Source organism: Ramlibacter alkalitolerans, from assembly GCF_016722765.1.
In the GTDB taxonomy this organism is placed as follows: domain Bacteria; phylum Pseudomonadota; class Gammaproteobacteria; order Burkholderiales; family Burkholderiaceae_C; genus Ramlibacter; species Ramlibacter alkalitolerans.
Window position 1 is genome coordinate 432,931 of sequence record NZ_JAEQND010000001.1, and the last position, 23,533, is coordinate 456,463.

The following is a 23,533-nucleotide window of genomic DNA, read 5'->3' on the forward strand; positions in this document are numbered from 1 at the left end:
TCTTAGCTGGCCGTGAGCGCGCGCAGGTTCACACCGATTCGATCCGCGCGATCAGGCCGCTGCGGTCCTCGCGATTGCGCAGCGTGAGCAGGAGACCCGCGCGCCGCGCCGCCGCCTGCGCGATCGACAGGCCCAGGCCGCTGCCGTTGGCGCCGTTGCCCGGCACGCGGAAGAAGCGGTCGAACACGCGCGGCAGGAGTTCCTGCGGAATCCCCGGGCCGGTGTCCACCACTTCGACGGCCACGCGCCCCGGTTCCTCCTGCAGCACGCGCACGTCCACCATGCCGCCCTCGGGCGTGTAGCGCAGCGCGTTCTCGATCAGGTTGTCCACCAGGCTGCGCAGGTCGCCCTGCGCGCAGTGCAGCGTGATGGGACCGGCGGGCCTGGCCGGGCCGACCAGGCCCAGGTCGATGTTGCGCTGGTCGGCCAGCCCGATCAGCGTGTTGATGCTTTCGCGCAGCTGCACCTGCAAGTCGATGATCGCGGGCCCGTCGGCGCCCGCGGCCTCCTGGCGCGACAGGCGCAGCAACTGGTCCACCAGCCGCTGCGCCCGCTTCACGCCGGCTTCGAGCTGCGCGAAGCGACTCGCGCTGGCCACGCAGTTGACGTCCTGCCGCATGTTTTCCAGCTGCAGCCCGATGGCCGTGATCGGCGTGCGCAGTTCGTGGGCGGCGTCCTGCACGAACCGCCGCTGCGTGGTGAACGCATCGCGCAGGCGGCGCAGCAGCGCATTGAACGAGTGCACCAGCGGCGCGATCTCCGCCGGCACGTTGGTGAGGGACAGCTCCGCGATGTTGTGCTCGTCCTGCTGCAAGGTCTGGCGGCCGATGTCCCGCAGCGCGGCCGACATGGCCCGCGCCACGCCCCACAGCGCCAGCATCGACAGCGGCAGCAGCAGCAGGATGGGAAGCGCCGCCGCACCCGCGCGCTCCGCCGCCAGGGTGGAGCGGAAGCTGCCGCTCTGCACCACCTGCACCGCGTGGCCACCGGGCGTGGCGGCCGGCAAGGTGTAGACGCGCCACGACTGCCCGCCGCCCTCGACGTCGTGGAAGCCCGCGCGCGGCTGCAGCCCCAGCTTCAGGTCCGGCCACGAGGTCACCTTCAGCGCGCCGCCCTCGAAGGTCTGCACCACGTAGGCGCCCCACTTGAAGACGCGCTCGGCGTTCTGCGGCATCGGCTGGATCGCGCTGTTGTCGGCGACGACGGAGGCCAGCTGCTGCATCTGGTCGTCCATGAAGGTGCTGACCATGCGCGCATAGGACCAGTAGGAGATCACCGCGCCCACGGCGCCCACCACCAGGAACAGCGGCAGCAGCCACAGCAGCAGGGCCCGGCGCAGCGAGCACATGCGGGGGAACACGTGGTATTTCATGCCTGCCCCTGCGCGCCGGTCGTCACGCGCCAGCCCAGCCCGCGCACGTTGCGGATGCTGTCCGGCCCGAGCTTGCGGCGCATGCCGTGGATCAGGACGTCGACCGCGTTGCTGGTGACTTCCTCGCCCCAGCCGTAGATGCGGTTCTCCAACTGCTCGCGCGAGAGGATGGCGCCCGGGCGTTCGAGCAGCGCATGCAGCAGCGCGAACTCGCGGGCCGAGAGTTGCGAGCGCTCGCCCTGCACCATCACCTCGCGCGTGGTCAGGTCCAGTTGCAGTGCCGCATTGCCGATCAGCGAATGCGCGCTGCCGTCGCGGCGGCGGATCACGGCGCGCATGCGGGCCACCAGTTCGCGCATCTCGTAGGGCTTGAGCAGGTAGTCGTCGGCGCCGAGGTCGAGGCCGTTGACGCGGTCGTCGACGCCATCGCGGGCCGTGAGCACGAGCACGGGCGTGGCGTCGCCGCGGCTGCGCGCATGCCGCAGCACCTCGACGCCATCGCGCTTGGGCAGGCCCAGGTCCAGCAGCACGCAGGCGTAGTCGCCATCGGCCCAGGCGCTTTGCGCCAGCAGGCCATCCTTCACCCAGTCGACCGACCAGCCCTGGGAGGACAGCGCCTCCTTCAGGCTATGGCCGATCATCTCGTCGTCCTCGACCAGCAGCACGCGCATGTTCGCCACTCCTGGCCCGCACACTAGCACCGTCGTCTTAGTTGTGCATTAGCGTGCCGGCCCGCCCGCCCGCCCGCGCACGCGGTTAGCAGCGGCGCGCCGGCGCCCAGGCAGAAAGATCCCTAAGGCCGCGCGGTGAAGCACCGATGCCGGGCCCGTGCCACCGTTGTTGACAAGGGGCAGACGCGGGAATAGCCTCCGGCCCACCAACAAACCTGCCTACGCGCGTGCACCCGCGCCGAGGGCAAGCGGACCACCACCACAGGCCGGGCCTGGGCCGCGTCCGCAGTCATGCCGTCGTGGGCCGGCGGGATCGCGCCTTGCGCGCCGATGCTCGCCACTGGCGCGCCGCCGTTGCGGCGCGCCCTGGAACTCCTTTCGCGCCTTCGCGCTGTCGCGTGGCCTGCCGGGCGCGCGGTGGCGCAGCGCCTGTGCCCCACGTCGCGGGGCGATCGCGACGATCTTCCGGGCGGATTCGCCCAGGATCACGATGACGAGGAGATGACCATGTCGAAGATGAAGATGTCCGGTCTGGCAGGCCTGGCCCTGGTGGCCTCGGCGCTGCTCGCGCCGGCGGCCCGCGCAGCGGACGTCGACAACCGCCGCCTGGTGGACGCCGACAAGACGCCCGCCGACTGGCTGACGTACCACGGTACCTACAAGTCCTGGCATTACAGCGGGCTCGACCAGATCAATGCGTCCAACGTGGGCAAGCTCAAGGTCGCCTGGTCGCATGCCACGCCCAAGTCGACGCGCGGACTGCAGACCTTCCCGCTGGTGGCGGATGGGATCCTCTACTACTCGGGCGCGTACAACCAGCTGTTCGCGCTCGACGGCGCCAGCGGCGACCTGATCTGGTCCTTCAAGCAGAAGCTCGACGACGACCTGGTCTCCAAGCAGACGCACTCGCCCTACAACCGCGGCATCGCGCTGGGCATGGGCAACATCTACATGGGCACGCTCGACGGCAAGCTGATCGCCGTCGACGCCCGCACCGGCCAGCTCAAATGGGAGACCCCGCTGGTCGACTCGAAGAAGCTCACCGTCGGCTTCACCGGTGCGCCGCTGTTCGTCAACGGCAAGGTGATCATCGGCTCGCAGGGCGGCGAATGGCCGTACCGCGGCCCGATCTTCGGCGTCGACGCCGCCACCGGCAAGCTGGCCTGGACCTTCCTGACCGTCGGCGGCAACGACGAGAACGATCCGGCGCGGCAGACCTGGGGCGGCGACTCGCTCAAGACCGGCGGCGGCGGCGGCTGGATGGCCGGCGGCTACGACCCGAAGACCAACACCGTGTACTGGGGCACCGCCAACCCCGCGCCGCTGTACGACTGGGGCGGCTCCGAGTGGAAGACCAAGGGCGCGCGGCCCGGCGACAACCTCTACACCACCTCGGTGATCGCGCTCGACCCCGAGACCGGCAAGCTCAAGTCCTACCACCAGGAACTGCCGCACGACGCCTGGGACTTCGACAGCGCCGTCGGCGAGTTCGTGATGCTCGAGCGCGGCGGCAAGGAATACATCGTCCACCCGAACAAGGGCGGCTTCGTGTTCGTGTACGACCGCAACCTGAAGATCCAGAACGTCTGGCGCGGCGTCAAGAACATCAACTTCGTGCAGAACATCGACCCGAAGACCGGCGAGCTGATCGGCCGGCGCGACATGGCCGAGGGCAAGCACCAGGCCCTGTGCCCGTACATCGCGGGCGGGTACAGCTGGAACGCGGGCACCTACAACCCGAACACCGGCCTGTACTACAAGGTCGGCAACGAATGGTGCATGGACCTCGAGGTGATCAAGACCACGCCGGTGCTGGAACCGATGGCGCAGCTGAACATCGGCTCCAACTTCACCGTGCTCAAGACCACGCCCGACGGCGGCAAGGCGCGCGGCCACGTCACGGCCCGCGATCCGCTCACCGGCGCGATCAAGTGGCAGGTCGACTACACGGAGCCGCCGCTCGCCAGCCTGCTCTCCACCAAGGGGAACCTGGTGTTCGTGCCCGATGCGCGCGGCTACCTGCGCGCGCTCGACGCCCGCACCGGCAAGGAGCTCTGGAAGCACAACAACGGCCAGGGCCACAACGGCGGCATCATCAGCTACATGGCCAAGGGCCGGCAGTACATCGCCGTGGCCACCGGCTGGGGCGGCCTGGCGGGCGACGACTACAAGGTGCTGTACGGCGAGCCCTTCGCGAGCATGCCGACGGACCAGGGCGCGCTCGTGGTGTTCGGGCTGTAGGCGACGATGCGGCTGCAAGGGGCGGTGGGTTCGGCGCTGGCAGGCTGGCTGGCGCTGGCCGCCGCCGCGGCCGACCTGAACGGGCCGATGTCGTCGACGCCGCAGCCCGCTGCGAGCGCGCCGGCCGCGAGCGCCCCCCCGGCGAACGCGGCTGCCGCCGGTGCCGCGCCGGCGGCCGCGGCGCAGGCCTTCGACGTCAACCGGCTGTTCGCCACCACCTGCGGCTGGTGCCACAGCAGCGGCGGGCGCGTGGCGGGCCGCGGCCCCAAGCTGATGGAAACGAAGCTCACCGACGCGGAGATCATCGCCCGCATCCGCAACGGCAAGTTGGGGGCGATGCCGGCCTTCTCCACGGCCTTCAACGAAGACCAGCTCCAGGCCATCGTGCACTACATCCGCGGCCTGAAGCCCGAAGGAGGATCCCCATGAGCGACGCGGCGCGCACCCGGGGGCGGGCGATCGCCGCCGGCGTCCTGCTGGCAGTGCTGCCGGCGCTGTTCCCCGCGGCCCACGCGAGGCCGCTGGCGGAGATCAAGTCGCGCGGCGAACTCTCGCTGTGCGCCAACCCCGACGCCCTGCCCTACGCCAGCGACAAGGCCGACCTGCCCGGTTTCCAGGTCGAGATCGGCCGCGCGCTGGCGCAGCGCCTGGGCGTGAAGCTGCAGGTGCTGTGGATCATCCCGCGCCTGCGCGCCAACCTGGTCGACTGCGACATGCTGCTCGACACCATCTCCGACCCGGCGGCGCAGCGCGGCCCCATCCGCCTGACGCAGCCCTACCAGAAGAGCGGCGTGGCCCTGGCCCTGCGCCGCGGCCTGCAGGCCCAGCGCTTCGACGACCTCGCCGCCAACACGCGCGTCGGCGTGATGATCAACTCGCTGGCCAGCCGCTCGCTCAACCAGCGCGGGCTGCGCACCGTGCCCTACGCGTTCGAGGCGGACATGGTGGCGGACCTCGCCAAGGGCGAGCTCGATGCCTGCGCCGTGTCGCCCGCCAGCGTGGCCTGGTACATCCACCAGCACCCCGAGTCCGGCCTGCACTACACGCACGCCTACGACAGCGAGCCCGAACTGCACTGGAACCTCGCCGTCGCCCTGCGGCGCAGCGACGAAGCGCTGCTGGAAGCGGTGAACACGGCGTTGTCGCAGCTCGCCGCCGACGGCACCCTGGCGCAGATCTACGGGCGCTACGGCGTGGAGCTGCGGCGGCCCTGAGGCGACCGGGCGCCTTTCACTGGCCGGTGCGCACGCGTTCCGGCCGCACGCCGATGCCCACGAGCCGCGCGGGCAGGCGCCGCAGCAGCGGGATGCGCTGCAGCAGCTTCACCGGTAGCGGCGTTTCCGCCGGCGCGCTGCTGCGCGCGAGCACGGGGGACAGCACTTCGTTCTGGATCGCGACCTGCACCCGCTGCGTCACGCGCGCCGGCCACTCGCGCCGGCGCTGCACCGCCTGCAGGTGCTCGGCGCGCAATGTGCCTGCGCGCAGCGGCCCGGCGAGCAGGTTCGCCGCAGCCACGGCATCCTGGATGGCCAGGTTGATGCCGACCCCGCCCACCGGCGACATCGCGTGCGCTGCATCGCCGATGCACAGCAGGCCGTCGCGCCACCAGCGCGTCAGATGGCTGATCTGCACGCTCAGGAGCTTGACCTCGTCCCAGCTGCGCAGCGTGGCCACGCTGTCGGCGAGGAACTCCGCGGTGGCCGCAATGCGTTCGCGGAAGGCTGCGATGCCCTCCTGCTGCAGGCGTTCCAGCGAGCCCTTGGGGATCACGAACGCGCATTGCCAGTAGGTGTCGCGGTTCAGCGTGACCAGCATCACGCCCGGGCGGATGATGCCGCCGGTGCGCGCCGGATCGCCTGCCGCGTCGCGGGGCAGCCGGAACCAGAGCACGTCGATCGGCGCGCCGGTGTCCACGCTCTCCAGCCCGGCGTCCGGCCGGATCGACGAGTGACGCCCGTCAGCAGCGACGACCAGGTTGGCACGCAGAGGCGCCTTGCCGACCCGCGACTCCACCTGCACGCCCACCACGCGCCCCGCCTCCTCGATCACGGCGCTGGCGCGCGCGCCCATGCACAGAGTGAAGCCCGGGAAGCGCCGCGCCTCGCGGGCCAGGAAGTCCAGGAAGTCCCACTGCGGAATCAGCACCAGGAAGGGTCGCGCCGCGGGCAGGTGGCGGAAGTCGGCAAGCGTGACGAGCTGCCCGTACACGTCGCCGCCGAGTTCCGCGATCTCCTGGTGCGGCAGCGCGAGGAAGGCTTCCAGCAGGCCGACGTCTTCCAGGATCGTGAGCGTGGAAGGATGGATCGTGTCGCCGCGGAAGTCGCGCAGGAAGTCGTCGTGCTTTTCCAGCACCGTGACGCGCACGCCGGCCCGCGCGAGCAGGTAGCCGAGCATGATGCCCGCCGGCCCGCCGCCCGCGATGCAGCACTGGGTGGTGCGATCCGCGCCGTCCATGGGCGGATGCTACGCCGGGCTCCGGGGCGGCGCAGGCAATGCAGACAGCCGGCCGGCAAGGTCGCAGAATGGCGGCTTCCTTTGCCGCACGGAGCCCGCATGCCCTCACCCGAAGACGTGTCCGACCGCAGGCGCACCTTCCGCCAGCTCCATGCCTCCGGCTGCTTCGTGATCCCGAACCCGTGGGATCCCGGCAGTGCCAGGTACCTCGCGCAGCTCGGGTTCAAGGCATTGGCTTCCACCAGCTCCGGCGCCGCCTGGCGGCACGCGAAGGCCGACGGCCGCATGACGCTGGAGGAAGTGCTGGTGCACCTGCGCGAGATCGTCGAAGCCACCATGCTGCCGGTGAATGCGGACTTCGAAGCCGGCTACGCGGACGATCCGGCCGGCGTGGCCCGCAACGTGCGCCTGGCGCTGGAGACCGGCGTGGCCGGGCTCTCCATCGAGGATTCCACCGGCAACCCGGACGACCCCTTGCGGGACATCGCCAGCAGCGTCGAGCGCATGCGGGCCGCCCGCGCGGCCATCGACGAGGCCGGCGGCGAGACCTTGCTGGTCGGGCGGGCGGAGAACTTCTATGTCGGCCGGCCGGACCTCGAAGACACGATCCGGCGGCTGCAGGCCTATGCGCAAGCCGGTGCCGATTGCCTCTATGCGCCGGGCATCCGCACCCGTGAGCAGATCGCCGCCGTGGTGGCGGCCGTGGCGCCCAAGCCCGTCAACCTGCTGGTCGGCTTCGCCTCCGAGCTCACGCTGGCCGACATGGCGGCGCTGGGTGTGCGGCGCGTCAGCGTGGGTGGTGCGCTGGCGCGCAGCGCGTGGGGCGGCTTCATGCGGGCCGCACAGATGATTGCCAGCGAAGGGAAGTTCGACGGCTTCGCCGCAGCAGCATCCGGCGCCGAGCTGAATGCGCTGTTCCGCGACCGTTGAAGGGAAGGCGGGAGATGGTGCCGATTGTCCGAATCGAACGGACGACCTACTGTTTACAAGACAGTTGCTCTACCGACTGAGCTAAATCGGCCCGGGGACGATTCTAGGCGCGATCACTTCACGCGCTTGAGCGCCGGCCGTGGCCCACTGGGCGGGCGCGGCGGCTCCTCGGGCGGGGTGGGCGCACCGGGCTCGGGCACCAGTTGCACCACCTTGCTCTCGCCTTCCGCCGCGGCGGGCACGCTCGTCAGAGGCGACGGCTTGGTCTCCTCCGGCGGGGCGCCGGGCACCGGGACCGGGAAGGCCATGCCCTGGCCGTTCTCGCGCGCGTAGATCGCGATCACCCGGTTCACCGGGACCATGATCTCGCGCGCGCTGCCGGCGAAGCGGGCCTTGAACTCGATGAAGTCGTTGCCCAGCTTCAGCGAGCTCGTCGCGTCGTAGCTGATGTTCAGGACGATCTCGCCGTTCTTCACGTACTCGCGCGGCACCTGCACCGTGTCGTCGACCAGCACCGCCACGTACGGCGTGAAGCCGTTGTCGGTGCACCATTCGTAAAGGGCCCGGATCAGGTACGGGCGGGTGGACGTCGATTCCAGTGCGTTCATGCGTGGGGCGTGTACTTCAGCCCGACAAGTATGCGCTACTTGCGCATCACCTTTTCGGAGGGTGTCAGCGCCTCGATGTAGGCCGGCCGCGAGAAGATGCGCTCGGCATACTTCAGCAGGGGCGCCGCGTTCTTCGACAGCTCGATGCCGTAGTAGTCCAGGCGCCAGAGCAGCGGCGCGATGGCGACGTCGAGCATCGAGAAGTTCTCGCCCAGCATGTACTTGTTCTTCAGGAACACGGGCGCGAGCTGCGTCAGGCGGTCGCGGATGTGCGAGCGGGCCTTCTCCAGCGCCTTCTCGTTGCTCTTGGCCGCGCGCGACTCCAGCGTGGAGACGTGCACGAACAGTTCCTTCTCGAAATTGAGCAGGAACAGGCGCACGCGGGCGCGGTCGACCGGGTCCCCGGGCATCAGCTGCGGGTGCGGGAAGCGCTCGTCGATGTACTCGTTGATGATGTTCGACTCGTACAGGATGAGGTCGCGCTCGACCAGGATGGGAACCTGGCCGTACGGGTTCATCACGTTGATGTCTTCCGGCTTGTTGTACAGGTCGACGTCACGGATCTCGAAATCCATTCCCTTTTCGAACAGCACGAAGCGGCATCGATGCGAGAAGGGGCAGGTCGTTCCCGAGTACAGCACCATCATTTTGAAAGTCCTCTAAAACCAAAAAGAGTGGGTGCGAAGGCAACCCACTCTAACCCCAGGGCGCGCGTCCGGCAGTAGGCCGGACCGCCGCTTCCTAGTGGATATCTTTCCAGAAGGCGGCGTTGAGCCGCCACACGACGACCAGCAGCAGGCCCAGGAAGAGCATGACCCAGGCACCGACGCGCACGCGGTGGTTCTGGGCCGGCTCGGCCATCCATTGCAGGTAGCCCACCAGGTCGCCGACGGCCTCGTCGTACTGCACGGAGCTCATCTGCCCCGGCGTGACCTGCTTCCAGCCCTTGAACACCTCGAGCTCGTGGCCGTGGGCCTCGGTCTTCTCGAACTGCGGCTCGCGGTCGCCCTGCAGTTCCCACAGCACGTGCGGCATGCCGACGTTGGGGAACACCAGGTTGTTCCAGCCCGTGGGCCGGGTGTCGTCGCGGTAGAACGAGCGCATGTACGTGTACAGGTAGTCCGCGCCCGTGCCGCCGTGGCCCGCGCGCGAGCGCGCGACCAGCGTCAGGTCCGGCGGCACCGCGCCGAACCATTCCTTGGCTTCCTTCGGGTCGATCGGCGACTTCATCGTGTCGCCGACCTTGTCGCCCACGAACAGCAGGTTGTCCTTGATCTGCTGCTCCGACAGGCCGATGTCCTGCAGGCGGTTGAAGCGCATGAAGGCCGCCGAATGGCAGTTCAGGCAGTAGTTGACGAACAGCTTGGCGCCGTTCTGCAGGGCCGGCAGGTCGTTGGTGCGGCTGGGCGCCTTGTCCCAGGCGACCTCGCCGCCTTCGGCGGCGTGGGCGCCGTACACGCAGCCCAGCGCCAGCATCAGGGTCAGGATGATTTTTTTCATGTTGGACTCCGCTCGGCCTCTCAGTGCGCGAAGGTGATGCGCTCGGGCTCCGGGCGGAACTCGCCGAGGCGGCTCCACCACGGCATCAGCAGGAAGAAGCCGAAGTAGTACATCGTGCCGACCTGCGCCAGCAGCGTCTTGCCTTCCGACGGAGGCTGGATGCCGAGGTACGCGAGGATCACGAAGAAGACGACGAAGACGCCGTACAGCCAGTAGTTCCAGCGCGGGCGGTAGCGGATCGAGCGCACCGGCGCGTGGTCCAGCCAGGGCAGGAAGAACAGGATGATGACGGCGCCGCCCATCACGACCACGCCCCAGAACTTGGCGTCGAAGGTCTTGAGCAGCACGATCGCGATCGCGGCGACCACGACCGTCACGATCTTCGCCATGAAGGACATGCGGCTGCGGAAGAAGGCCCAGACCGCGGCCAGCGCGATGACGATCGCGAACACGTTGACCATCGGGTCGGTCGTGGCCCGCAGCATCGAGTAGAAGGGCGTGAAGTACCACACCGGTGCGATGTGCGGCGGGGTCTTCAGCGGGTCGGCCGGGATGAAGTTGTTGTACTCGAGGAAATAGCCACCGAGTTCCGGCGCGAAGAAGACGATCGCGCTGAACACCATCAGGAACACCGCCACGCCGACCATGTCGTGCACGCTGTAGTACGGGTGGAAGGGGATGCCGTCGACCGAGTGGCCCTGCGCGTCCTTCGGATAGTTCGGTCCCTTGATGTCGATGCCGTCGGGGTTGTTCGAGCCGACGTCATGCAGCGCCAGCAGGTGCGCGACCACCAGGCCCAGGAGCACGAGCGGGACCGCGATGACGTGGAAGCTGAAGAAGCGGTTCAGCGTCGCGTCGGAGACCACGTAGTCGCCGCGGATCATCAGCGCCAGGTCGGGGCCGATGAAGGGAACGGCGGAGAACAGGTTCACGATCACTTGCGCGCCCCAGTAGGACATCTGGCCCCAGGGCAGCAGGTAGCCCATGAAGGCTTCGGCCATCAGCATCAGGAAGATGGTGCAGCCGAAGATCCAGACCAGCTCGCGCGGCTTGCGGTAGCTGCCGTAGATCAGCGCCTTGAACATGTGCAGGTACACGACGATGAAGAACGCCGACGCCCCGGTGGAGTGCATGTAGCGGATCAACCAGCCCCACGGCACGTCGCGCATGATGTACTCGACCGACGCGAAGGCGAGCGCCGCGTCCGGCTTGTAGTGCATCACCAGGAAGATGCCGGTGACGATCTGGATCACCAGCACCAGCAGCGCCAGCGAGCCGAAGAAGTACCAGAAGTTGAAGTTCTTCGGAGCGTAGTACTCCGACATGTGGACCTTGTACGAGTCGTACGCGGTCGGGAAGCGGTTGTGCAGCCAGTTGTTGACCTTCTGGCCGACGCTGGCGTTCGGGGAGATTTCCTTGAATTCAGCAGCCATGGCTTCAGGCACTCTTCTTGTCTTCGCCGATCACGATGCGCGAGTCCGACAGGTACATGTGCGGAGGCACTTCGAGGTTGTCCGGCGCGGGCTTGTTCTTGAAGACGCGGCCGGCCAGGTCGAAGGTGGAGCCGTGGCACGGGCACAGGAAGCCGCCCTGCCAGTCGTCCGGCAGCGAGGGCTGCGGGCCGGGCTGGAACTTGTCGGTCGGCGAGCACCCGAGGTGCGTGCAGATGCCGACCACCACCAGGTACTCGGGCTTGATCGAACGCCCTTCGTTCTTGGCATAGTCGGGGATCGGGTAGGCCGTGCGCTTGGACTCGGGGTCGGCGACCTCGCTGTCCAGTTTCTTCAGGCCGGCGATCTGCTCGGGGGTGCGGCGCACGATCCACACCGGCTTGCCGCGCCATTCCACGGTCATCTTCTGGCCGGGTTGCAGCGCCGAGATGTCGACTTCGACGGGGGCGCCGGCAGCCTTGGCGCGTTCGGAGGGCTGGAAGCTGCTGACGAAGGGCACCGCAGTGAAACCTGCGCCCACCGCCCCGACGCAGCTGGACGCGATCAGCCACGTCCGTTTGCTGGCGTCCACCGTGGAGTTGCTCATGGGGTCCTCGAGGATCTTTTGCTGTTTAAGGGTCAACCCGCGATTGTAGCGGAGCGTGTCAAGGCCCCCGCCGGCGCCCGACACTTGCACCACGCTGACAGCGCACCGGGTTGACGCATACTCGCGTCCCATGACAACGCGAGGAGCCTCCATGAAGCTGCTGAACGAGTTCCGCGAGTTCGCGGTCAAGGGCAACGTGGTCGACCTGGCCGTCGGCGTCATCATCGGCGCCGCGTTCAGCAAGATCGTGGACTCGCTGGTCGGCGACGTGATCATGCCGGTCATCAGCCGGATCATCGGCCGCCTGGATTTCTCGAATCGCTTCTTCCTGCTGGGGGACGTGCCCGCAGGCACGCCGATGACGCTGGACGCGCTGAAGAAGGCCGGCGTCCCCGTGCTGGCCTGGGGCAACTTCATCACCGTGGCGCTGAACTTCCTGATCCTGGCGTTCGTGATCTTCCTGATGGTCAAGCAGATCAACCGGCTGCGGCGCCTGCACACCGGCGAGGCCGCGCCCGCCCCGGCGGAGGAACCGGCGCCGCCGCCGGAGGACGTGCTGCTGCTGCGGGAGATCCGGGACAGCTTGAGGGTGCGGGTGTAGGCTGGAGCGGCTCGCACGGGCTGGCGGTGCGCGTAGGCTGGCGGTGAGCCGCGCAGCGCGCGAACCCCAGCGATGGCGCGAAGCGCTGGGGTTCGCGGCGCGCTGCGCGCGCGCTCACCGCCAGCCTACGCAATCACCCCATCACGCAGTCACGAATTCCCCGCCAGCCTCCGCGCCATCCCGATCGCCGCGCACAGGCTCGCCGCATCCGCCGTGCCCGTGCCCGCGATGTCGAACGCCGTGCCGTGATCCGGGCTCGTGCGCACCAGCGGCAGCCCCAGCGTCACGTTCACGCCCTTCTCCACCCCCAGGTACTTCACCGGGATCAGGCCCTGGTCGTGGTACATCGCGACCACGACGTCGAACTCGCCGCGGCGCGCGCGCATGAACACCGTGTCGGGTGCGAAAGGGCCGTGGACATCGAGGCCGGCGGCCTGCGCATCGCGCATCGCCGGCACGATCACCTCGATCTCCTCGCGGCCGAACAGACCGCCTTCGCCCGCGTGCGGATTGAGGCCGGCAACGGCGATGCGCGGACGCCGGCCCAGCATGGCCGCGAGCGCCGCATCGGTGATGCGCAGCGTCTCGCGCACGTTGGCGAAGGTCACGGCCTCGAGCGCAGCGCGCAGCGCCACGTGGATGCTCACCAGCACCGTGCGCAGTTCATCGTTGGCCAGCATCATGCGCACCGGCATCCGGTCCAGCCCGACGCCGGCATGGGCGGCCGCCTCGGCCTGCAGCAGCTCGGTGTGCCCCGGGTACGGCAGGCCCGCGGCCGCCAGCGCCTCCTTGTGCAGCGGCGCCGTGACCACTCCGGCGATCTCGCCGCGCAGCGCCGCGCTCGCGGCCCACAGCACCGCCTTCGCCGCCACGCGCCCGGCGGCTTCGCTCACGACGCCCCAGGCGGGCAGCGGATCGAGCGGCGCACCGACCTGCAGCACCGGGATGCAACGCGGCGGCACCTGCGCAGCCTCGGGCACGGAAGCGATCAGCGCGATGGGCAGCGGCGGGCCCCCGCCCGCGATCGCGGCTGCGCCGCGGCGCATGCAGGCCACGTCGCCGGCGACGAAACAGCCTGCAGTGAGCGCCTGTTCCGCGAAAGCCTTGGCAATGATCTCCGGGCCTATGCCCGCCGGATCGCCGATCGTGATCGCGAGCGGCTTCACGCGGGATTCCCGATGTCGACGAACTCGTGCGCGATCCCGAACTGCCGCGCGACGTGCGCCGCCACCGCCGGCGCGCCATAGCGCTCGCTCGCATGGTGGCCGCAGGCGATGAAGGTCACGCCGCATTCGCGCGCGTAGTGCGCCTGCGGCTCGGAGATCTCGCCGGTGAGGAAGGCCTGCGCGCCGGCGGCGATGGCCGCCTCGAAGTACGACTGCGCACCGCCCGTGCACCAGGCGATGCGCCGCAGCGGCCCGGGCGCGCCGGCCACGCAGGTGACCGAGCGGCCGAGTGCCGCGCCGACATGCCGGGCCAGCGCCTCGTTGTCCGCGAAGGCCCCGCCGTCGCTGCGCTCACCGAGGAAGCCGAGGTCCTGCTCGCCGAAGCGCGCGCTCGCCGCCAGCCCGAGCTGCCGGCCGAGCTGCGCGTTGTTGCCCAGCTCGGGATGCGCATCGAGCGGCAGGTGGTAGGCGTACAGGTTGATGTCGTGCGCCAGCAGCAGCGCCAGCCGCTGCTTCATCCAGCCGGTGACGCGCCCGTCCTGGCCGCGCCAGAAGAGGCCGTGGTGCACGAAGATCGCGTCCGCCTCGCGCGCGATGGCCGCCTCGATCAGCGCCCGGCTGGCGGTGACCCCCGAGACGATGCGGCCCACCTGTTCGCGGCCCTCGACCTGCAGCCCGTTGGGGCCGTAGTCCTTGAAGCGCTCCGGCGCCAGCAGGGTGTCGAAGGCTTGCAGCAGGTCGCTCCGGTGCGTCATGGGGGAAAGGTCACAAGGTTCAGGCCGCATTCTGCTACGGCGCCGCGCGCGGGACGGCGCGAACATCGCGCCTCCTGCAAGGAGCCGCGATGGACACGCTGATGCTGATGCTGTGGTGCATGGCCCTGGGCGCGATCGGCGCGGTGGCGCTCGCCCGCATGGGCGACCTGGCGGCCCGCCCCAGCCTGGCCAAGCTGCGGGCGGTCGGCTACCACCTGAGCGTGTTCCTGCTGGTGCTCGTGCTCAGCGGGGTGCTGCGCCAGGCGGTGCACCCGGGCGCCCGCTGGCTGCAGGCGCTGCAGGTGCTGGCCGGCCCGGTGTGCGTGGGCCTCGCCAACTTCTGGATCCACGGCTGGCTCGCAGCGGCGCAACGCGATCGGCTCATGGCCGGCGTGCTGCGCTGCTCCGCCTTCGCCCTGCCGCTGCTCGCGCTCGCCGTGCCGTGGGTGGTGCCGCAGGAACTGCAGTTGCCCATGGCGCTGGCGCTGTCGCTGGCCGGCAGCGGCGTGACCTGCTGGCTGGCCTTCCGTGCCTGGATGCACGGCGACCGCTTGGCCCTGGTCATGACGGCCGGCTGCCTGCTCGCGCTGCCGGCCCTGGGCGGCCTGTACGCCATCGCCATGCACCCGGGCGTGTGGTGGCCCGTCGCACAGGGGGTCGTCGCGCTGGCCGTCACCCTGGGCAACGCGCTCACCGGCCGCATGCTGTGGCAGCGCGAGCGCCACGTGTGGCGCACCCGCGAGACGGGCAGCGCCCCGGCGGTGGACCCGGTCACCCGGCTGCACAGCAGCGCGGCGCTGGTGCAGCGCCTGGTGCAGTCGCAGCAGCGCCGGCTGCGCACGCGGCGCGAAGGCGCCATGCTGGCCGTGACCGTGTTCGACGCCGAGCGCATCGCCACGCAGGTGGGCGCGGCCGGCCTCAACGAGGTGTGGATGGCGGTCGCGGCGCGCGTGCAGCGCCAGGTCGGCGTGATGAACCCGGTGGGCCGCTACTGGGACCGCTGCTTCGTCGCACTGGTCGAGACCATCCCCGACCGCGGCTGGCTGCGCGGCTTCGGGCTGCGGCTGGCCGCCAGCCTGCGCAAGCCGATCGAGGTGACCGGGCGCGACGGCGAGCCGGTGCGGGTGCAGGTCGAAGCCGGCGTCGGCGTGGTCCACCTGGCCGCAGTCCACCCCGAAGTCGAGGACGTGCTCGACGAGGTGCAGCGCCTCGCGGAAGCGGCACGCGCCATGCCGTCGCGCGCGGCAGCGCCGGACGCGGCCAGCGGCCGCCCGGTGCCCATCGAGCAAGCCCGCTGGGGGCGCCGCCAGCGGCGCCGGCGCGCACCCGTCGCGGCCCCCGATCTGGCACTCCAATAGCGGCGGAATCAGCCCAGCGGGGCCCTGCATCCCGCATACACTTGGGCTTTCCGCAACCCCGACCCATGCGACGCTACTGGCTCGTCTTCTCGCAGGCGGTGACCATCCTGCTGGCCGCGTACTTCGTCGTGATCACGATGAAGCCGGAATGGCTCAATCGCCGCCCGGTCACGACCGCCTCCACCGGCATCTCGCTGCAGGAGGCGCCCACCTTGCCCGGCGCGCCGGCGCCCCCGGGCAGCTTCCGTTCGGCGGCCCAGAAGGCGTCGCAGGCGGTGGTGAGCATCAACACCAGCAAGGCGGCCGACCGGCCCTCTTCCAGCGATCCGTGGTTCCGCTTCTTCTTCGGCGACCAGGGCGCGGTGCCGCAAAGCGGGCTGGGCAGCGGCGTGATCATCAGCCCCGACGGCTTCATCCTCACCAACAACCACGTGGTCGAAGGCGCCACCGAGATCGAGGTCGCCCTCAACGACAGCCGCAAGGCGCGCGCGAAGGTCATAGGGACCGACCCCGAGACGGACCTCGCGATCCTGAAGGTGAACGCCGACCGCCTGCCGGTGATGACCCTGGGGAACTCCGACGCGCTGCAGGTCGGCGACCAGGTGCTCGCCATCGGCAATCCCTTCGGCGTCGGCCTCACCGTCACCAGCGGCATCGTCAGCGCACTGGGGCGCAACCAGCTGGGGATCAACACCTTCGAGAACTTCATCCAGACCGATGCGGCCATCAATCCCGGCAACTCGGGCGGTGCGCTGGTGGACGTCAACGGCAACCTGATGGGGATCAACACCGCGATCTACTCGCGCTCCGGCGGCAGCATGGGCATCGGCTTCGCCATCCCCGTGTCGACGGCCAAGCTGGTGCTGGAGGGCATCGTCAAGGACGGCGTGGTGACGCGCGGCTGGATCGGCGTGGAGCCCGCGGACCTGTCGCCCGAGCTGATGGAAACCTTCGGCGTCAAGGCGAAGAAGGGCGTGCTGATCACGGGCGTGCTGCAGAACGGCCCGGCGGCGCAGGCCGGCGTGAAGCCGGGAGACGTCGTCGTGCAGGTGGGCGACAAGGATGTCGCCAACGTGTCGGAACTGCTGTCCACCGTGGCCGCGCTGAAGCCGGGCAACGCCACCCATTTCAAGCTGCAGCGGCGCGAGGACAACGTCGACGTGACCGTCACGCCGGGCAAGCGGCCCAAGCCGAAGCAGCCGGCACCGCAGCTGCCGGGCTTGCCGGGGCGGTAGGAAGGCATGGATCCCCGCCTGCGCGGGGATGACGGCGCTCTTCGCTGCGGGCATGGATCCCCGCCTGCGCGGGGATGACGGCGTACTTCGCTGCGCCGTCCCTTCGCTGCGCCGTCCCCTTCCCTACGCCGTCACTTCGCGGCGGCTTCGCCCGATTCTTCTTCGGGTGCCTTGGAGTGCTTGACGAACAGTTGCGCGGCCCAGATCCCCAGTTCGTACAGCAGCACCATCGGGATCGCCAGCGCGAGCTGCGAGACGACGTCCGGCGGCGTGATCACGGCGGCGATGATGAAGGCCAGCACCACGAAGTAGCCGCGGAATTCCTTGAGCTTGGCCACCGTGATCATCTCGAAGCGCACCAGCAGCATCACCACGATGGGCACCTGGAAGGCCAGGCCGAAGGCGAGGTAGAGCCCCAGGATCGCCTCCACGTACGAGGCGATGTCGGGCGTGGCCGCCACGCTGGCCGGCGTGAAGCCCTGGATGAACGCGAACATCCGATCAAGCACGAAGAACTGCACGAACGCGATGCCGCCATAGGCCAGCAGGCTGCCGAACAGGATCAGCGGCAGCGCGAACTTCTTCTCGTGGCTGTACAGGCCGGGCGCCACGAAGGCCCACAGCTGGTACATCAGCCAGGGCAGCACCAGCAGCACCGCCACCAGCAGCAGCACCTTGAGCGGCACGAAGAAGGGGGAGAACACGCCGACGGCGATCAGCTTCGCGTCCGGCGGCATGTGGGCGCGGATCGGGCGCGCGATGAAGTCGATCAGGCCGTTCGGCCCCGGCCAGATCGCCAGGGCGATGATGGCGGCGGCGATCCCGTAGATGCAGTAGATCAGCCGGTCGCGCAGCTCCATGAGGTGCGCGACGAAGGGCTGCTCCGTACCGGCGAGTTCGTCTTCCTTGTCGACTTGGGGATCGGGCATGAGGATCGGCTGGCGCCCGTTCTGGGGGGCGCGGCCGCTTTCAGTTGAATTTCTGCGGGCGGTACCTGGCCACACGCGCCGCGCCGGACAGCGCGCGCGTGCGCACCCCGGTGCGCGCCTTGTACCAGTGCGGCACGGCACCCTGCTTGACGCGCCACTTCTTCTTCGGGTGCTTGTATTCCGGGAAGGCGGGCGGCTCGTCGAGCGCGGGCGAGGAACTGGAGCCCGCGTCCTGCCACTGCTTCTCGAAGTCGGAGGCAGCGGTGGAGACCGAGTTCTCGACGTCGCGGGCGGCGGATTCGACCGTCTCCTTCATCTTGCGGAGTTCGTCGAGATCCATGGAGCGGTTGACTTCCGCCTTCACGTCGTTCACGTAGCGCTGGGCCTTGCCCAGCAAGGTCCCGACGGTCCGCGCGACGCGCGGCAGCTTTTCCGGCCCGATCACGATCAGGGCCACGGCGCCGATCAGCGCCATCTTCGAGAGGCCGAGGTCGATCACTGCGTGGAATCGGGGCTGGGGGTCAGGACTTGTTCCGCGCTTCGACGTCGATGGTGGCCTTGTCGGCCCCGGCCGGCTGCGGCGTGGACGTGACCTGGGCCGACGGCGGCACCGGGGTTTCCGGCGTCGAGCCTTCCTTCATGCCGTCCTTGAAGCCCTTGACGGCGCCGCCGAGGTCCTGCCCGATGTTCTTGAGCTTTCTGGTGCCGAAAACGAGCACAACGATCAACAGCACGATCAGCCAGTGCCAAATGGAAAACGAACCCATGGATCTCTCCTGTCTTACTGCTCGGATTCTAGTCGGGCAGGGGAAGTTCATCGCCCTGCCCGACCATATCCCCTAGCCCTTGCGCCAGGGGCGTGGTCCGCCGATCACATGGAAGTGCAAATGCTGCACTTCCTGGCCACCGTCGTCGCCCGTGTTGCACACCAGCCGGAAGCCGCCTTCCGGGTACGGGCGGCAGCCCTCCTGCTTCGCCAGCGCCGGCACCAGGCTCATCATTTTCCCGAGCAGGGGCGCATCCGCCTCCCCGACGTGGGCCAGCGACAGGATGTGCCGCTTCGGAATAAGCAGGAAGTGCACAGGCGCCCAGGGCTGGATGTCGTGGAAGGCGAGGATCTCCTCGTCCTCATATACCTTCTTCGACGGGATCTGGCCTTGGGCGATCTTGCAGAAGATGCAGTCGGGATCGTGGCTCATGCGCGCCTCGCTACTGGGGGAAGCGATTGTCGTTGAAGCGCAGCCAGCCGCGCAGGAAGCGGTAGATGTACCAGGCGCCGATGACCGTCCAGGCGATGTAGCCCGGGAAGAGCAGCAGGGCGAACAGCGGCGCGGTGAGCACCAGCCACAGCAGCGTCCACCAGAAGGTGCGGATCATGTAGTTGTGGTGCGCCGTGTACAGGCGGTCGGCCTCGTCGCTCCGCTTGACGTAGTTGACGACCAGCGCGATCACCGACAGCGTCCACAGCGAGAACGGCGCCACCGTGTGCAGGCCGTACAGCACGTGCATCGTCGGGCGGTCCGCGCGCTTGTCTTCCAGGGTGACGAAGTCCGTCTCGGCCATGAATGCTCCTTGCTTGCTACGACTTGCCGGCTTCGCGTTCGCGCGCCTTGCGCATGGCCTTTTCCTCCAGGCCGCCCAGGCCCTCGCGCCGCTGCAGTTCGGCCACCACGTCGGCGGGACGCAGGCCGTAGTGCGCCAGCGCGATCATGGAATGGAACCACAGGTCGGCCACCTCGCCGACCAGCCGGGCGCGGTCGCCGCCGTGGTCGGCGTCCTTGGCGGCCATCACGACCTCCGTGGCTTCCTCGCCGATCTTCTTGAGGAAGGCGTCCGGGCCCTTGTGCAGCAGGCGCGCGACATAGCTCGCCTCCGGGTCGCCCCCGTTGGCGGGTTTCCGGCTCTCGATGACTTCGGCCAAGCGGGCCAGCGCGTCGACGTCGCTCATGCTCATGAGGTGTAGATGGTGGAAGGATCTTTCAAGACGGGCTCCACCGATTTCCAGGCGCCGTCGCGCCAGACCTGGAAGAAGCAGCTGTGGCGGCCGGTGTGGCAGGCGATCGAGGGATCGTGCCCGTGCTGGGTGACCTTCAGCAGCAGCACGTCGTTGTCGCAATCCATGCGGATCTCGTGCACCTGCTGCACGTGGCCCGACTCCTCGCCCTTGAACCAGAGCTTGCCGCGCGAGCGGCTGAAATAGACGGCGCGACCGAGTTCCGCGGTCCTGCGCAGCGCCTCGCGGTCCATCCAGGCGAACATCAGCACGTCGCCGGTGGCTGCTTCCTGCGCGATGACGGGCACCAGGCCCTGCGCATCCCATTTCACTTCGTCGAGCCAGTCCATGCGCGATTGTCCCACGCGCGCCGCGGACGCCCGGCCGCACTGGCAATCCAGGGGGCGACCCGGCTATCCTCGACGGGTCACAGGAAGCTCGAAGGGGGCGCTCGCCATGAAAACATTCCTCGCGTCCATCCTCGTGGCGGGCCTGCTGGGCGCCTGCGGGGGCGGCGGCGGCAATCCGGGGGAGTGCAGCGGCAGCGCGCAGTTGTGCGCCGATGCGGGCGCGGGCCCGGGCGGCGGCGGCGGTGGCTCCGTGGTGCAGATCTTCACGCGTTCGGGAACGGGCGACGCGTCGTTCCAGTTGCCCGCCGACGTCAGGCGACTGCGGATCCGGGGGACGAGCGCCGCCGCTTCGCAGAACTTCGTGGTCAGCATCGGCGGCTCGTTCGCGGTCAACACGCCGATCGGCAGCGCCCAGACCCCGCCGACCTTCGACGCCGAGGTGGCGGTCAGCGGGGGCAGCACGGTGGAGATCACCCAGGCGGACGGCATCACCTGGTCGGTCGAACAGGTGCCCTGAGCGCGCCGGGGGCGCCCAGTGCGGAGGGCCTACAGCCGCACCGGGATGCCGCGCTGCGCCATCCGCTCCTTGGCCTGGGCCACGGTGTACTCCCCGTAGTGGAAGATGCTGGCGGCCAGGACGGCGTCGGCGCCGCCCTGCTGCACGCCGTCGGCCAGGTGGTCCAGGGTGCCGACGCCGCCGGAGGCGATCACCGGCACCGGTACGGCGTCCGCCACCGCGCGCGTGAGCGCGAGGTCGAAGCCGGAGCGGGTGCCGTCGCGGTCCATGCTGGTCAGGAGGATCTCGCCGGCGCCGCGACGCGCCATCTCGGTGGCCCAGGCCACCGCGTCCAGGCCGGTGTTGCGCCGGCCGCCGTGGCTGTAGACGTCCCAGCCGGGCCCCTGGGTGGCGGCCGCCTCGGCGCCGCGCCGCTTGGCGTCGATCGCCACCACGATGCACTGCGCGCCGTACCGGGCGGAGGCGGCGCTGATCACGTCCGGGTTGGCGATGGCTGCCGAATTGAAGCTGGTCTTGTCGGCCCCGGCATTGAGCAGCCGGCGCACGTCTTCCACCGTGCGCACGCCGCCGCCGACCGTGAGCGGGATGAAGACCTGCGAGGCGACGGCCTCGATGATGTGCAGGATCAGGTCGCGGCCGTCGCTGGTGGCCGTGATGTCCAGGAAGGTCAGTTCGTCGGCGCCCTGCTCGTTGTAGCGGGCGGCGATCTCCACCGGGTCGCCCGCGTCGCGCAGTTCCACGAAGTTGACGCCCTTGACGACGCGGCCGCCGGTGACGTCGAGGCAGGGGATGATGCGTTTGGCGAGCATGGCGCGATTCTACGGAGCCGCGTCAGCGGGCCGGCCACTGCCAGGCGGGCGCGTCGAGCGCGTCGAGGTTCACGATCCGGGTCTCGCCCAGTTCCTTTTCCAGCACGATGGAGCGCAGGTCGAGGTCCGCGGCGGCGTCCAGGGCGGCGATCAGCCGCGTCGAGTGCGACACCACCACCACCTGCGAGGCGCGCGCAGCCTGTGCCACGAGGCGGCCCAGGGCCGGCAGCAGGTCCGGATGGAGGCTGGCTTCCGGTTCGTTGAGCACCAGCAGCGGCGGCGGCCGGGGCGTCAGCAGGGCCGCGATCCACAGCAGGTAGCGCAGCGTGCCGTCGGAAAGCTCCGCCGCCCGCAGCGGCCGCAGCAGCCCGGGCTGGCGCATCAGCACCTCGAACTGCCCCTCCTGCAGTCGCACCTCCAGCCGCGCGCCGGGGAAGGCGTCGTCGACCGCCGCATCCAGGGCTTCGGCATCGCCGATCTCGCGGATGGTCTGCACGGCGGCGGCGAAGTCGGCGCCGTCGTGGCCCAGCACCGGGGTGCGCGTGCCGATCTGCGGCCGGCGGGCCGGCGCTTCGGGGTCGGAGCGGAAATGGTCGTAGAAGCGCCAGGCCCGCACCTGCTCGCGCACCTCCAGCATCTCGGGCGCGGTGCGCGGGTCGACGAATTCGGCCAGCATGCTGGCGTACGCGGGCAGCAGGCGTTCCACCGGGTACCAGCGGCCCTGGGCGTCGCGCGTCTCGAGCAGCGCGCCCTTGCGCTTGACCAGCGTGGCCGCGGGGCGCAGCACGGGGCCGCTCCAGACCGCCTCCACCTTGATGGCGGGATCCTGCCCGAACAGGGTGCGCGGCACCGGCGTCGGCAGGCCGATGTCGATCGCGTAGCCGAAGTCCGCCGGGCCGTCACCGGCGAAGCCCAGGCGCAGGTGCACCGGCGCGTTGCGGCGACCCGTGCCCTGCACCTCCTGTTCGCCGCGCCGCATGGCGGCGGAGATCTCCTCGGGACCGGCCCACAGCACCGAAGGCAGGCCGCCTTCGCGTGCCAGCGAGCGCACCACGCCGCCATGGGCCGTGTCGGCCAGCAGGCGGAGGGCGCGGTAGACGCTGGACTTGCCGCTGCCGTTGGGGCCGGTGATGAGCGTCAACGCCCCCAGGGGCACCAGCAGGTGCCGCAGCGAGCGGTAGTTCGCGATGGCCAGCGTCCGCAGCACGCCGGCCCGGCGTCAGCCGTTCAGTTCGTCGGCGCGGGCCTGGGCCCGGGCGAAATCGAGGTCACCGGAGTAGACGGCGCGGCCGCAGATCACGCCTTCGATGCCTTCGTCCTCCACCGCGCACAGCTTCTCGATGTCGTCCATCGAGGACAGGCCGCCGGAGGCGATCACCGGGATGGACAGCGACTGCGCCAGCTTCACGGTGGCATCGACGTTGATGCCGGTCAGCATGCCGTCGCGGCCGATGTCCGTGTAGATGATGGACTCGACGCCCCAGTCCTCGAACTTGCGCGCCAGGTCGACCACCTCGTGGCCGGTGAGCTTGCTCCAGCCATCGGTGGCGACCTTGCCCTCCTTGGCGTCGAGGCCGACGATGATGTGGCCGCCGAAGGCGGTGCAGGCGTCCTTCAGGAAGCCCGGGTTCTTCACGGCGGCGGTGCCGATGATCACGTAGCGCAGACCGCCGTCGATGTACCTCTCGATGGTGTCGAGGTCGCGGATGCCGCCCCCCAGCTGCACCGGGATGTCGTCGCCCACCGCCTTGAGGATGGAGCGCACGGCGGTGAAGTTCTGGGGCTTGCCGGCGAACGCGCCGTTCAGGTCGACGAGGTGCAGGCGCCGGGCACCGCGCTCCAGCCAGGTCCGCGCCATGGCGGCGGGGTCCTCGCTGAAGGTGGTCGCCTGGTCCATGTCGCCTTGTTTGAGGCGTACGCAGTGGCCGTCTTTCAGGTCAATCGCGGGGATCAGCAGCATGGGGCTTGGTGGAGGACGGCCGCCGGCGGCGTGCCGCGACCCGTGGA

Annotated in this window: 28 protein-coding genes and 1 tRNA gene; 8 read left to right on the plus strand and 21 right to left on the minus strand. The window is 69.6% G+C overall.

Annotation, left to right across the window (positions count from 1 at the left end):
* Window positions 1-28 precede the first annotated feature (28 nt).
* Window positions 29-1,372, minus strand: a complete 1,344-nt coding sequence (locus tag JI746_RS02040) for a sensor histidine kinase (RefSeq protein WP_201687105.1) — start codon at window positions 1,370-1,372, stop codon at window positions 29-31.
* A complete protein-coding gene (locus JI746_RS02045; RefSeq protein ID WP_201687106.1) occupies window positions 1,369-2,043 on the minus strand; it encodes a response regulator in 675 nt (224 codons plus the stop codon). Before JI746_RS02045 ends, JI746_RS02040 begins: the two co-directional genes overlap by 4 nt.
* Before the next feature lie 507 nt (window positions 2,044-2,550).
* On the opposite strand from JI746_RS02045, the gene JI746_RS02050 reads away from it, so the two are divergent.
* The 3 genes from JI746_RS02050 to JI746_RS02060 are packed head-to-tail and all read left to right on the plus strand — an operon-like array spanning window position 2,551 to window position 5,498.
* Window positions 2,551-4,284 carry a pyrroloquinoline quinone-dependent dehydrogenase gene (locus JI746_RS02050; RefSeq protein WP_201687107.1) on the plus strand — a complete coding sequence of 578 codons (1,734 nt, stop codon included), beginning with the start codon at window positions 2,551-2,553 and terminating at the stop codon, window positions 4,282-4,284.
* A gap of 6 nt (window positions 4,285-4,290) precedes the next feature.
* A complete protein-coding gene (locus JI746_RS02055) occupies window positions 4,291-4,713 on the plus strand; it encodes a c-type cytochrome (protein WP_201687108.1) in 423 nt (140 codons plus the stop codon).
* Window positions 4,710-5,498 carry a substrate-binding periplasmic protein gene (locus tag JI746_RS02060; RefSeq protein ID WP_201687109.1) on the plus strand — a complete coding sequence of 263 codons (789 nt, stop codon included), beginning with the start codon at window positions 4,710-4,712 and terminating at the stop codon, window positions 5,496-5,498. Before JI746_RS02055 ends, JI746_RS02060 begins: the two co-directional genes overlap by 4 nt.
* A gap of 16 nt (window positions 5,499-5,514) precedes the next feature.
* Here the strand turns inward: JI746_RS02060 and JI746_RS02065 are convergent, their stop codons facing one another.
* Window positions 5,515-6,738, minus strand: coding sequence for an FAD-dependent oxidoreductase (locus JI746_RS02065; protein WP_201687110.1), 1,224 nt, complete (start codon window positions 6,736-6,738; stop codon window positions 5,515-5,517).
* A gap of 99 nt (window positions 6,739-6,837) precedes the next feature.
* Between JI746_RS02065 and JI746_RS02070 the strand changes: the two genes are divergently transcribed.
* Entirely contained in the window at window positions 6,838-7,668 is an 831-nt protein-coding gene (locus JI746_RS02070; RefSeq protein ID WP_201687111.1) for an isocitrate lyase/PEP mutase family protein, read from the plus strand.
* Window positions 7,669-7,683: 15 nt separating this feature from the next.
* Here the strand turns inward: JI746_RS02070 and JI746_RS02075 are convergent.
* The 6 genes from JI746_RS02075 to petA all read right to left on the minus strand — a co-directional run bounded on the left by JI746_RS02075 (window position 7,684) and on the right by petA (window position 11,813).
* Window positions 7,684-7,759: transfer RNA gene (locus JI746_RS02075), tRNA-Thr, on the minus strand.
* A gap of 22 nt (window positions 7,760-7,781) precedes the next feature.
* The gene (locus tag JI746_RS02080; RefSeq protein ID WP_201687112.1) at window positions 7,782-8,276 is read right to left on the minus strand and encodes a ClpXP protease specificity-enhancing factor; all 495 of its coding nucleotides are present in this window, start codon (window positions 8,274-8,276) and stop codon (window positions 7,782-7,784) included.
* 35 nt (window positions 8,277-8,311) lie between these two features.
* A complete protein-coding gene (locus JI746_RS02085) occupies window positions 8,312-8,923 on the minus strand; it encodes a glutathione S-transferase N-terminal domain-containing protein (RefSeq protein ID WP_061500777.1) in 612 nt (203 codons plus the stop codon).
* Between the two features lie 94 nt (window positions 8,924-9,017).
* On the minus strand, window positions 9,018-9,776 hold the full coding sequence (locus JI746_RS02090; protein WP_201687113.1) for a cytochrome c1: 759 nt from the start codon (window positions 9,774-9,776) through the stop codon (window positions 9,018-9,020).
* Window positions 9,777-9,796: 20 nt separating this feature from the next.
* Window positions 9,797-11,209 (minus strand): cytochrome b, encoded by a 1,413-nt coding sequence (locus JI746_RS02095; RefSeq protein ID WP_201687114.1) that lies wholly within the window; start codon window positions 11,207-11,209, stop codon window positions 9,797-9,799.
* A 4-nt stretch (window positions 11,210-11,213) separates the two neighbouring features.
* The gene (gene petA, locus JI746_RS02100; protein ID WP_201687292.1) at window positions 11,214-11,813 is read right to left on the minus strand and encodes a ubiquinol-cytochrome c reductase iron-sulfur subunit; all 600 of its coding nucleotides are present in this window, start codon (window positions 11,811-11,813) and stop codon (window positions 11,214-11,216) included.
* Window positions 11,814-11,964: 151 nt separating this feature from the next.
* Here petA and mscL point away from each other — a divergent pair, with 151 nt between their 5' ends.
* Entirely contained in the window at window positions 11,965-12,414 is a 450-nt protein-coding gene (mscL, locus tag JI746_RS02105; RefSeq protein ID WP_201687115.1) for a large conductance mechanosensitive channel protein MscL, read from the plus strand.
* A gap of 149 nt (window positions 12,415-12,563) precedes the next feature.
* Here mscL and pdxA read toward each other — a convergent pair whose 3' ends face one another.
* Together pdxA and JI746_RS02115 are read right to left on the minus strand one after the other, a co-directional pair.
* On the minus strand, window positions 12,564-13,580 hold the full coding sequence (gene pdxA, locus JI746_RS02110; RefSeq protein ID WP_201687116.1) for a 4-hydroxythreonine-4-phosphate dehydrogenase PdxA: 1,017 nt from the start codon (window positions 13,578-13,580) through the stop codon (window positions 12,564-12,566).
* Window positions 13,577-14,335, minus strand: coding sequence for a Nif3-like dinuclear metal center hexameric protein (locus JI746_RS02115; protein WP_201687117.1), 759 nt, complete (start codon window positions 14,333-14,335; stop codon window positions 13,577-13,579). Before JI746_RS02115 ends, pdxA begins: the two co-directional genes overlap by 4 nt.
* 89 nt (window positions 14,336-14,424) lie before the next feature.
* On the opposite strand from JI746_RS02115, the gene JI746_RS02120 reads away from it, so the two are divergent.
* Both JI746_RS02120 and JI746_RS02125 read left to right on the plus strand, forming a co-directional pair.
* A complete protein-coding gene (locus JI746_RS02120) occupies window positions 14,425-15,693 on the plus strand; it encodes a 7TM diverse intracellular signaling domain-containing protein (RefSeq protein ID WP_201687118.1) in 1,269 nt (422 codons plus the stop codon).
* 65 nt (window positions 15,694-15,758) lie between these two features.
* The gene (locus JI746_RS02125; RefSeq protein ID WP_201687119.1) at window positions 15,759-16,928 is read left to right on the plus strand and encodes a S1C family serine protease; all 1,170 of its coding nucleotides are present in this window, start codon (window positions 15,759-15,761) and stop codon (window positions 16,926-16,928) included.
* Between the two features lie 131 nt (window positions 16,929-17,059).
* On the opposite strand, the gene tatC is transcribed toward JI746_RS02125, so the two are convergent.
* The 7 genes from tatC to hisI form a co-directional block, all read right to left on the minus strand.
* Window positions 17,060-17,857 carry a twin-arginine translocase subunit TatC gene (tatC, locus tag JI746_RS02130; protein ID WP_201687120.1) on the minus strand — a complete coding sequence of 266 codons (798 nt, stop codon included), beginning with the start codon at window positions 17,855-17,857 and terminating at the stop codon, window positions 17,060-17,062.
* A gap of 40 nt (window positions 17,858-17,897) precedes the next feature.
* Complete coding sequence (gene tatB, locus JI746_RS02135) at window positions 17,898-18,356, minus strand: Sec-independent protein translocase protein TatB (protein ID WP_201687121.1); 459 nt, start codon at window positions 18,354-18,356, stop codon at window positions 17,898-17,900.
* A 22-nt stretch (window positions 18,357-18,378) separates the two neighbouring features.
* The gene (tatA, locus tag JI746_RS02140) at window positions 18,379-18,624 is read right to left on the minus strand and encodes a Sec-independent protein translocase subunit TatA (protein ID WP_201687122.1); all 246 of its coding nucleotides are present in this window, start codon (window positions 18,622-18,624) and stop codon (window positions 18,379-18,381) included.
* A 72-nt stretch (window positions 18,625-18,696) separates the two neighbouring features.
* Window positions 18,697-19,056, minus strand: a complete 360-nt coding sequence (locus JI746_RS02145; RefSeq protein WP_201687123.1) for a histidine triad nucleotide-binding protein — start codon at window positions 19,054-19,056, stop codon at window positions 18,697-18,699.
* A gap of 10 nt (window positions 19,057-19,066) precedes the next feature.
* Entirely contained in the window at window positions 19,067-19,420 is a 354-nt protein-coding gene (locus JI746_RS02150) for a DUF4870 family protein (protein ID WP_201687124.1), read from the minus strand.
* Window positions 19,421-19,436: 16 nt separating this feature from the next.
* Window positions 19,437-19,805, minus strand: coding sequence for a phosphoribosyl-ATP diphosphatase (locus tag JI746_RS02155; protein ID WP_201687293.1), 369 nt, complete (start codon window positions 19,803-19,805; stop codon window positions 19,437-19,439).
* A gap of 2 nt (window positions 19,806-19,807) precedes the next feature.
* A complete protein-coding gene (gene hisI, locus JI746_RS02160; RefSeq protein WP_201687125.1) occupies window positions 19,808-20,200 on the minus strand; it encodes a phosphoribosyl-AMP cyclohydrolase in 393 nt (130 codons plus the stop codon).
* Between the two features lie 106 nt (window positions 20,201-20,306).
* Between hisI and JI746_RS02165 the strand changes: the two genes are divergently transcribed.
* A complete protein-coding gene (locus JI746_RS02165) occupies window positions 20,307-20,717 on the plus strand; it encodes a hypothetical protein (protein WP_201687126.1) in 411 nt (136 codons plus the stop codon).
* 29 nt (window positions 20,718-20,746) lie between these two features.
* Here JI746_RS02165 and hisF read toward each other — a convergent pair whose 3' ends face one another.
* Genes hisF through hisA form a run of 3 tightly spaced genes read right to left on the minus strand, consistent with a single transcriptional unit; the run spans window position 20,747 to window position 23,486 of the window.
* Window positions 20,747-21,526 carry an imidazole glycerol phosphate synthase subunit HisF gene (gene hisF, locus JI746_RS02170; RefSeq protein ID WP_201687127.1) on the minus strand — a complete coding sequence of 260 codons (780 nt, stop codon included), beginning with the start codon at window positions 21,524-21,526 and terminating at the stop codon, window positions 20,747-20,749.
* 22 nt (window positions 21,527-21,548) lie between these two features.
* On the minus strand, window positions 21,549-22,733 hold the full coding sequence (locus tag JI746_RS02175) for an AAA family ATPase (protein ID WP_201687128.1): 1,185 nt from the start codon (window positions 22,731-22,733) through the stop codon (window positions 21,549-21,551).
* A gap of 12 nt (window positions 22,734-22,745) precedes the next feature.
* A complete protein-coding gene (gene hisA, locus JI746_RS02180) occupies window positions 22,746-23,486 on the minus strand; it encodes a 1-(5-phosphoribosyl)-5-[(5-phosphoribosylamino)methylideneamino]imidazole-4-carboxamide isomerase (RefSeq protein ID WP_201687129.1) in 741 nt (246 codons plus the stop codon).
* Window positions 23,487-23,533 lie beyond the last annotated feature (47 nt).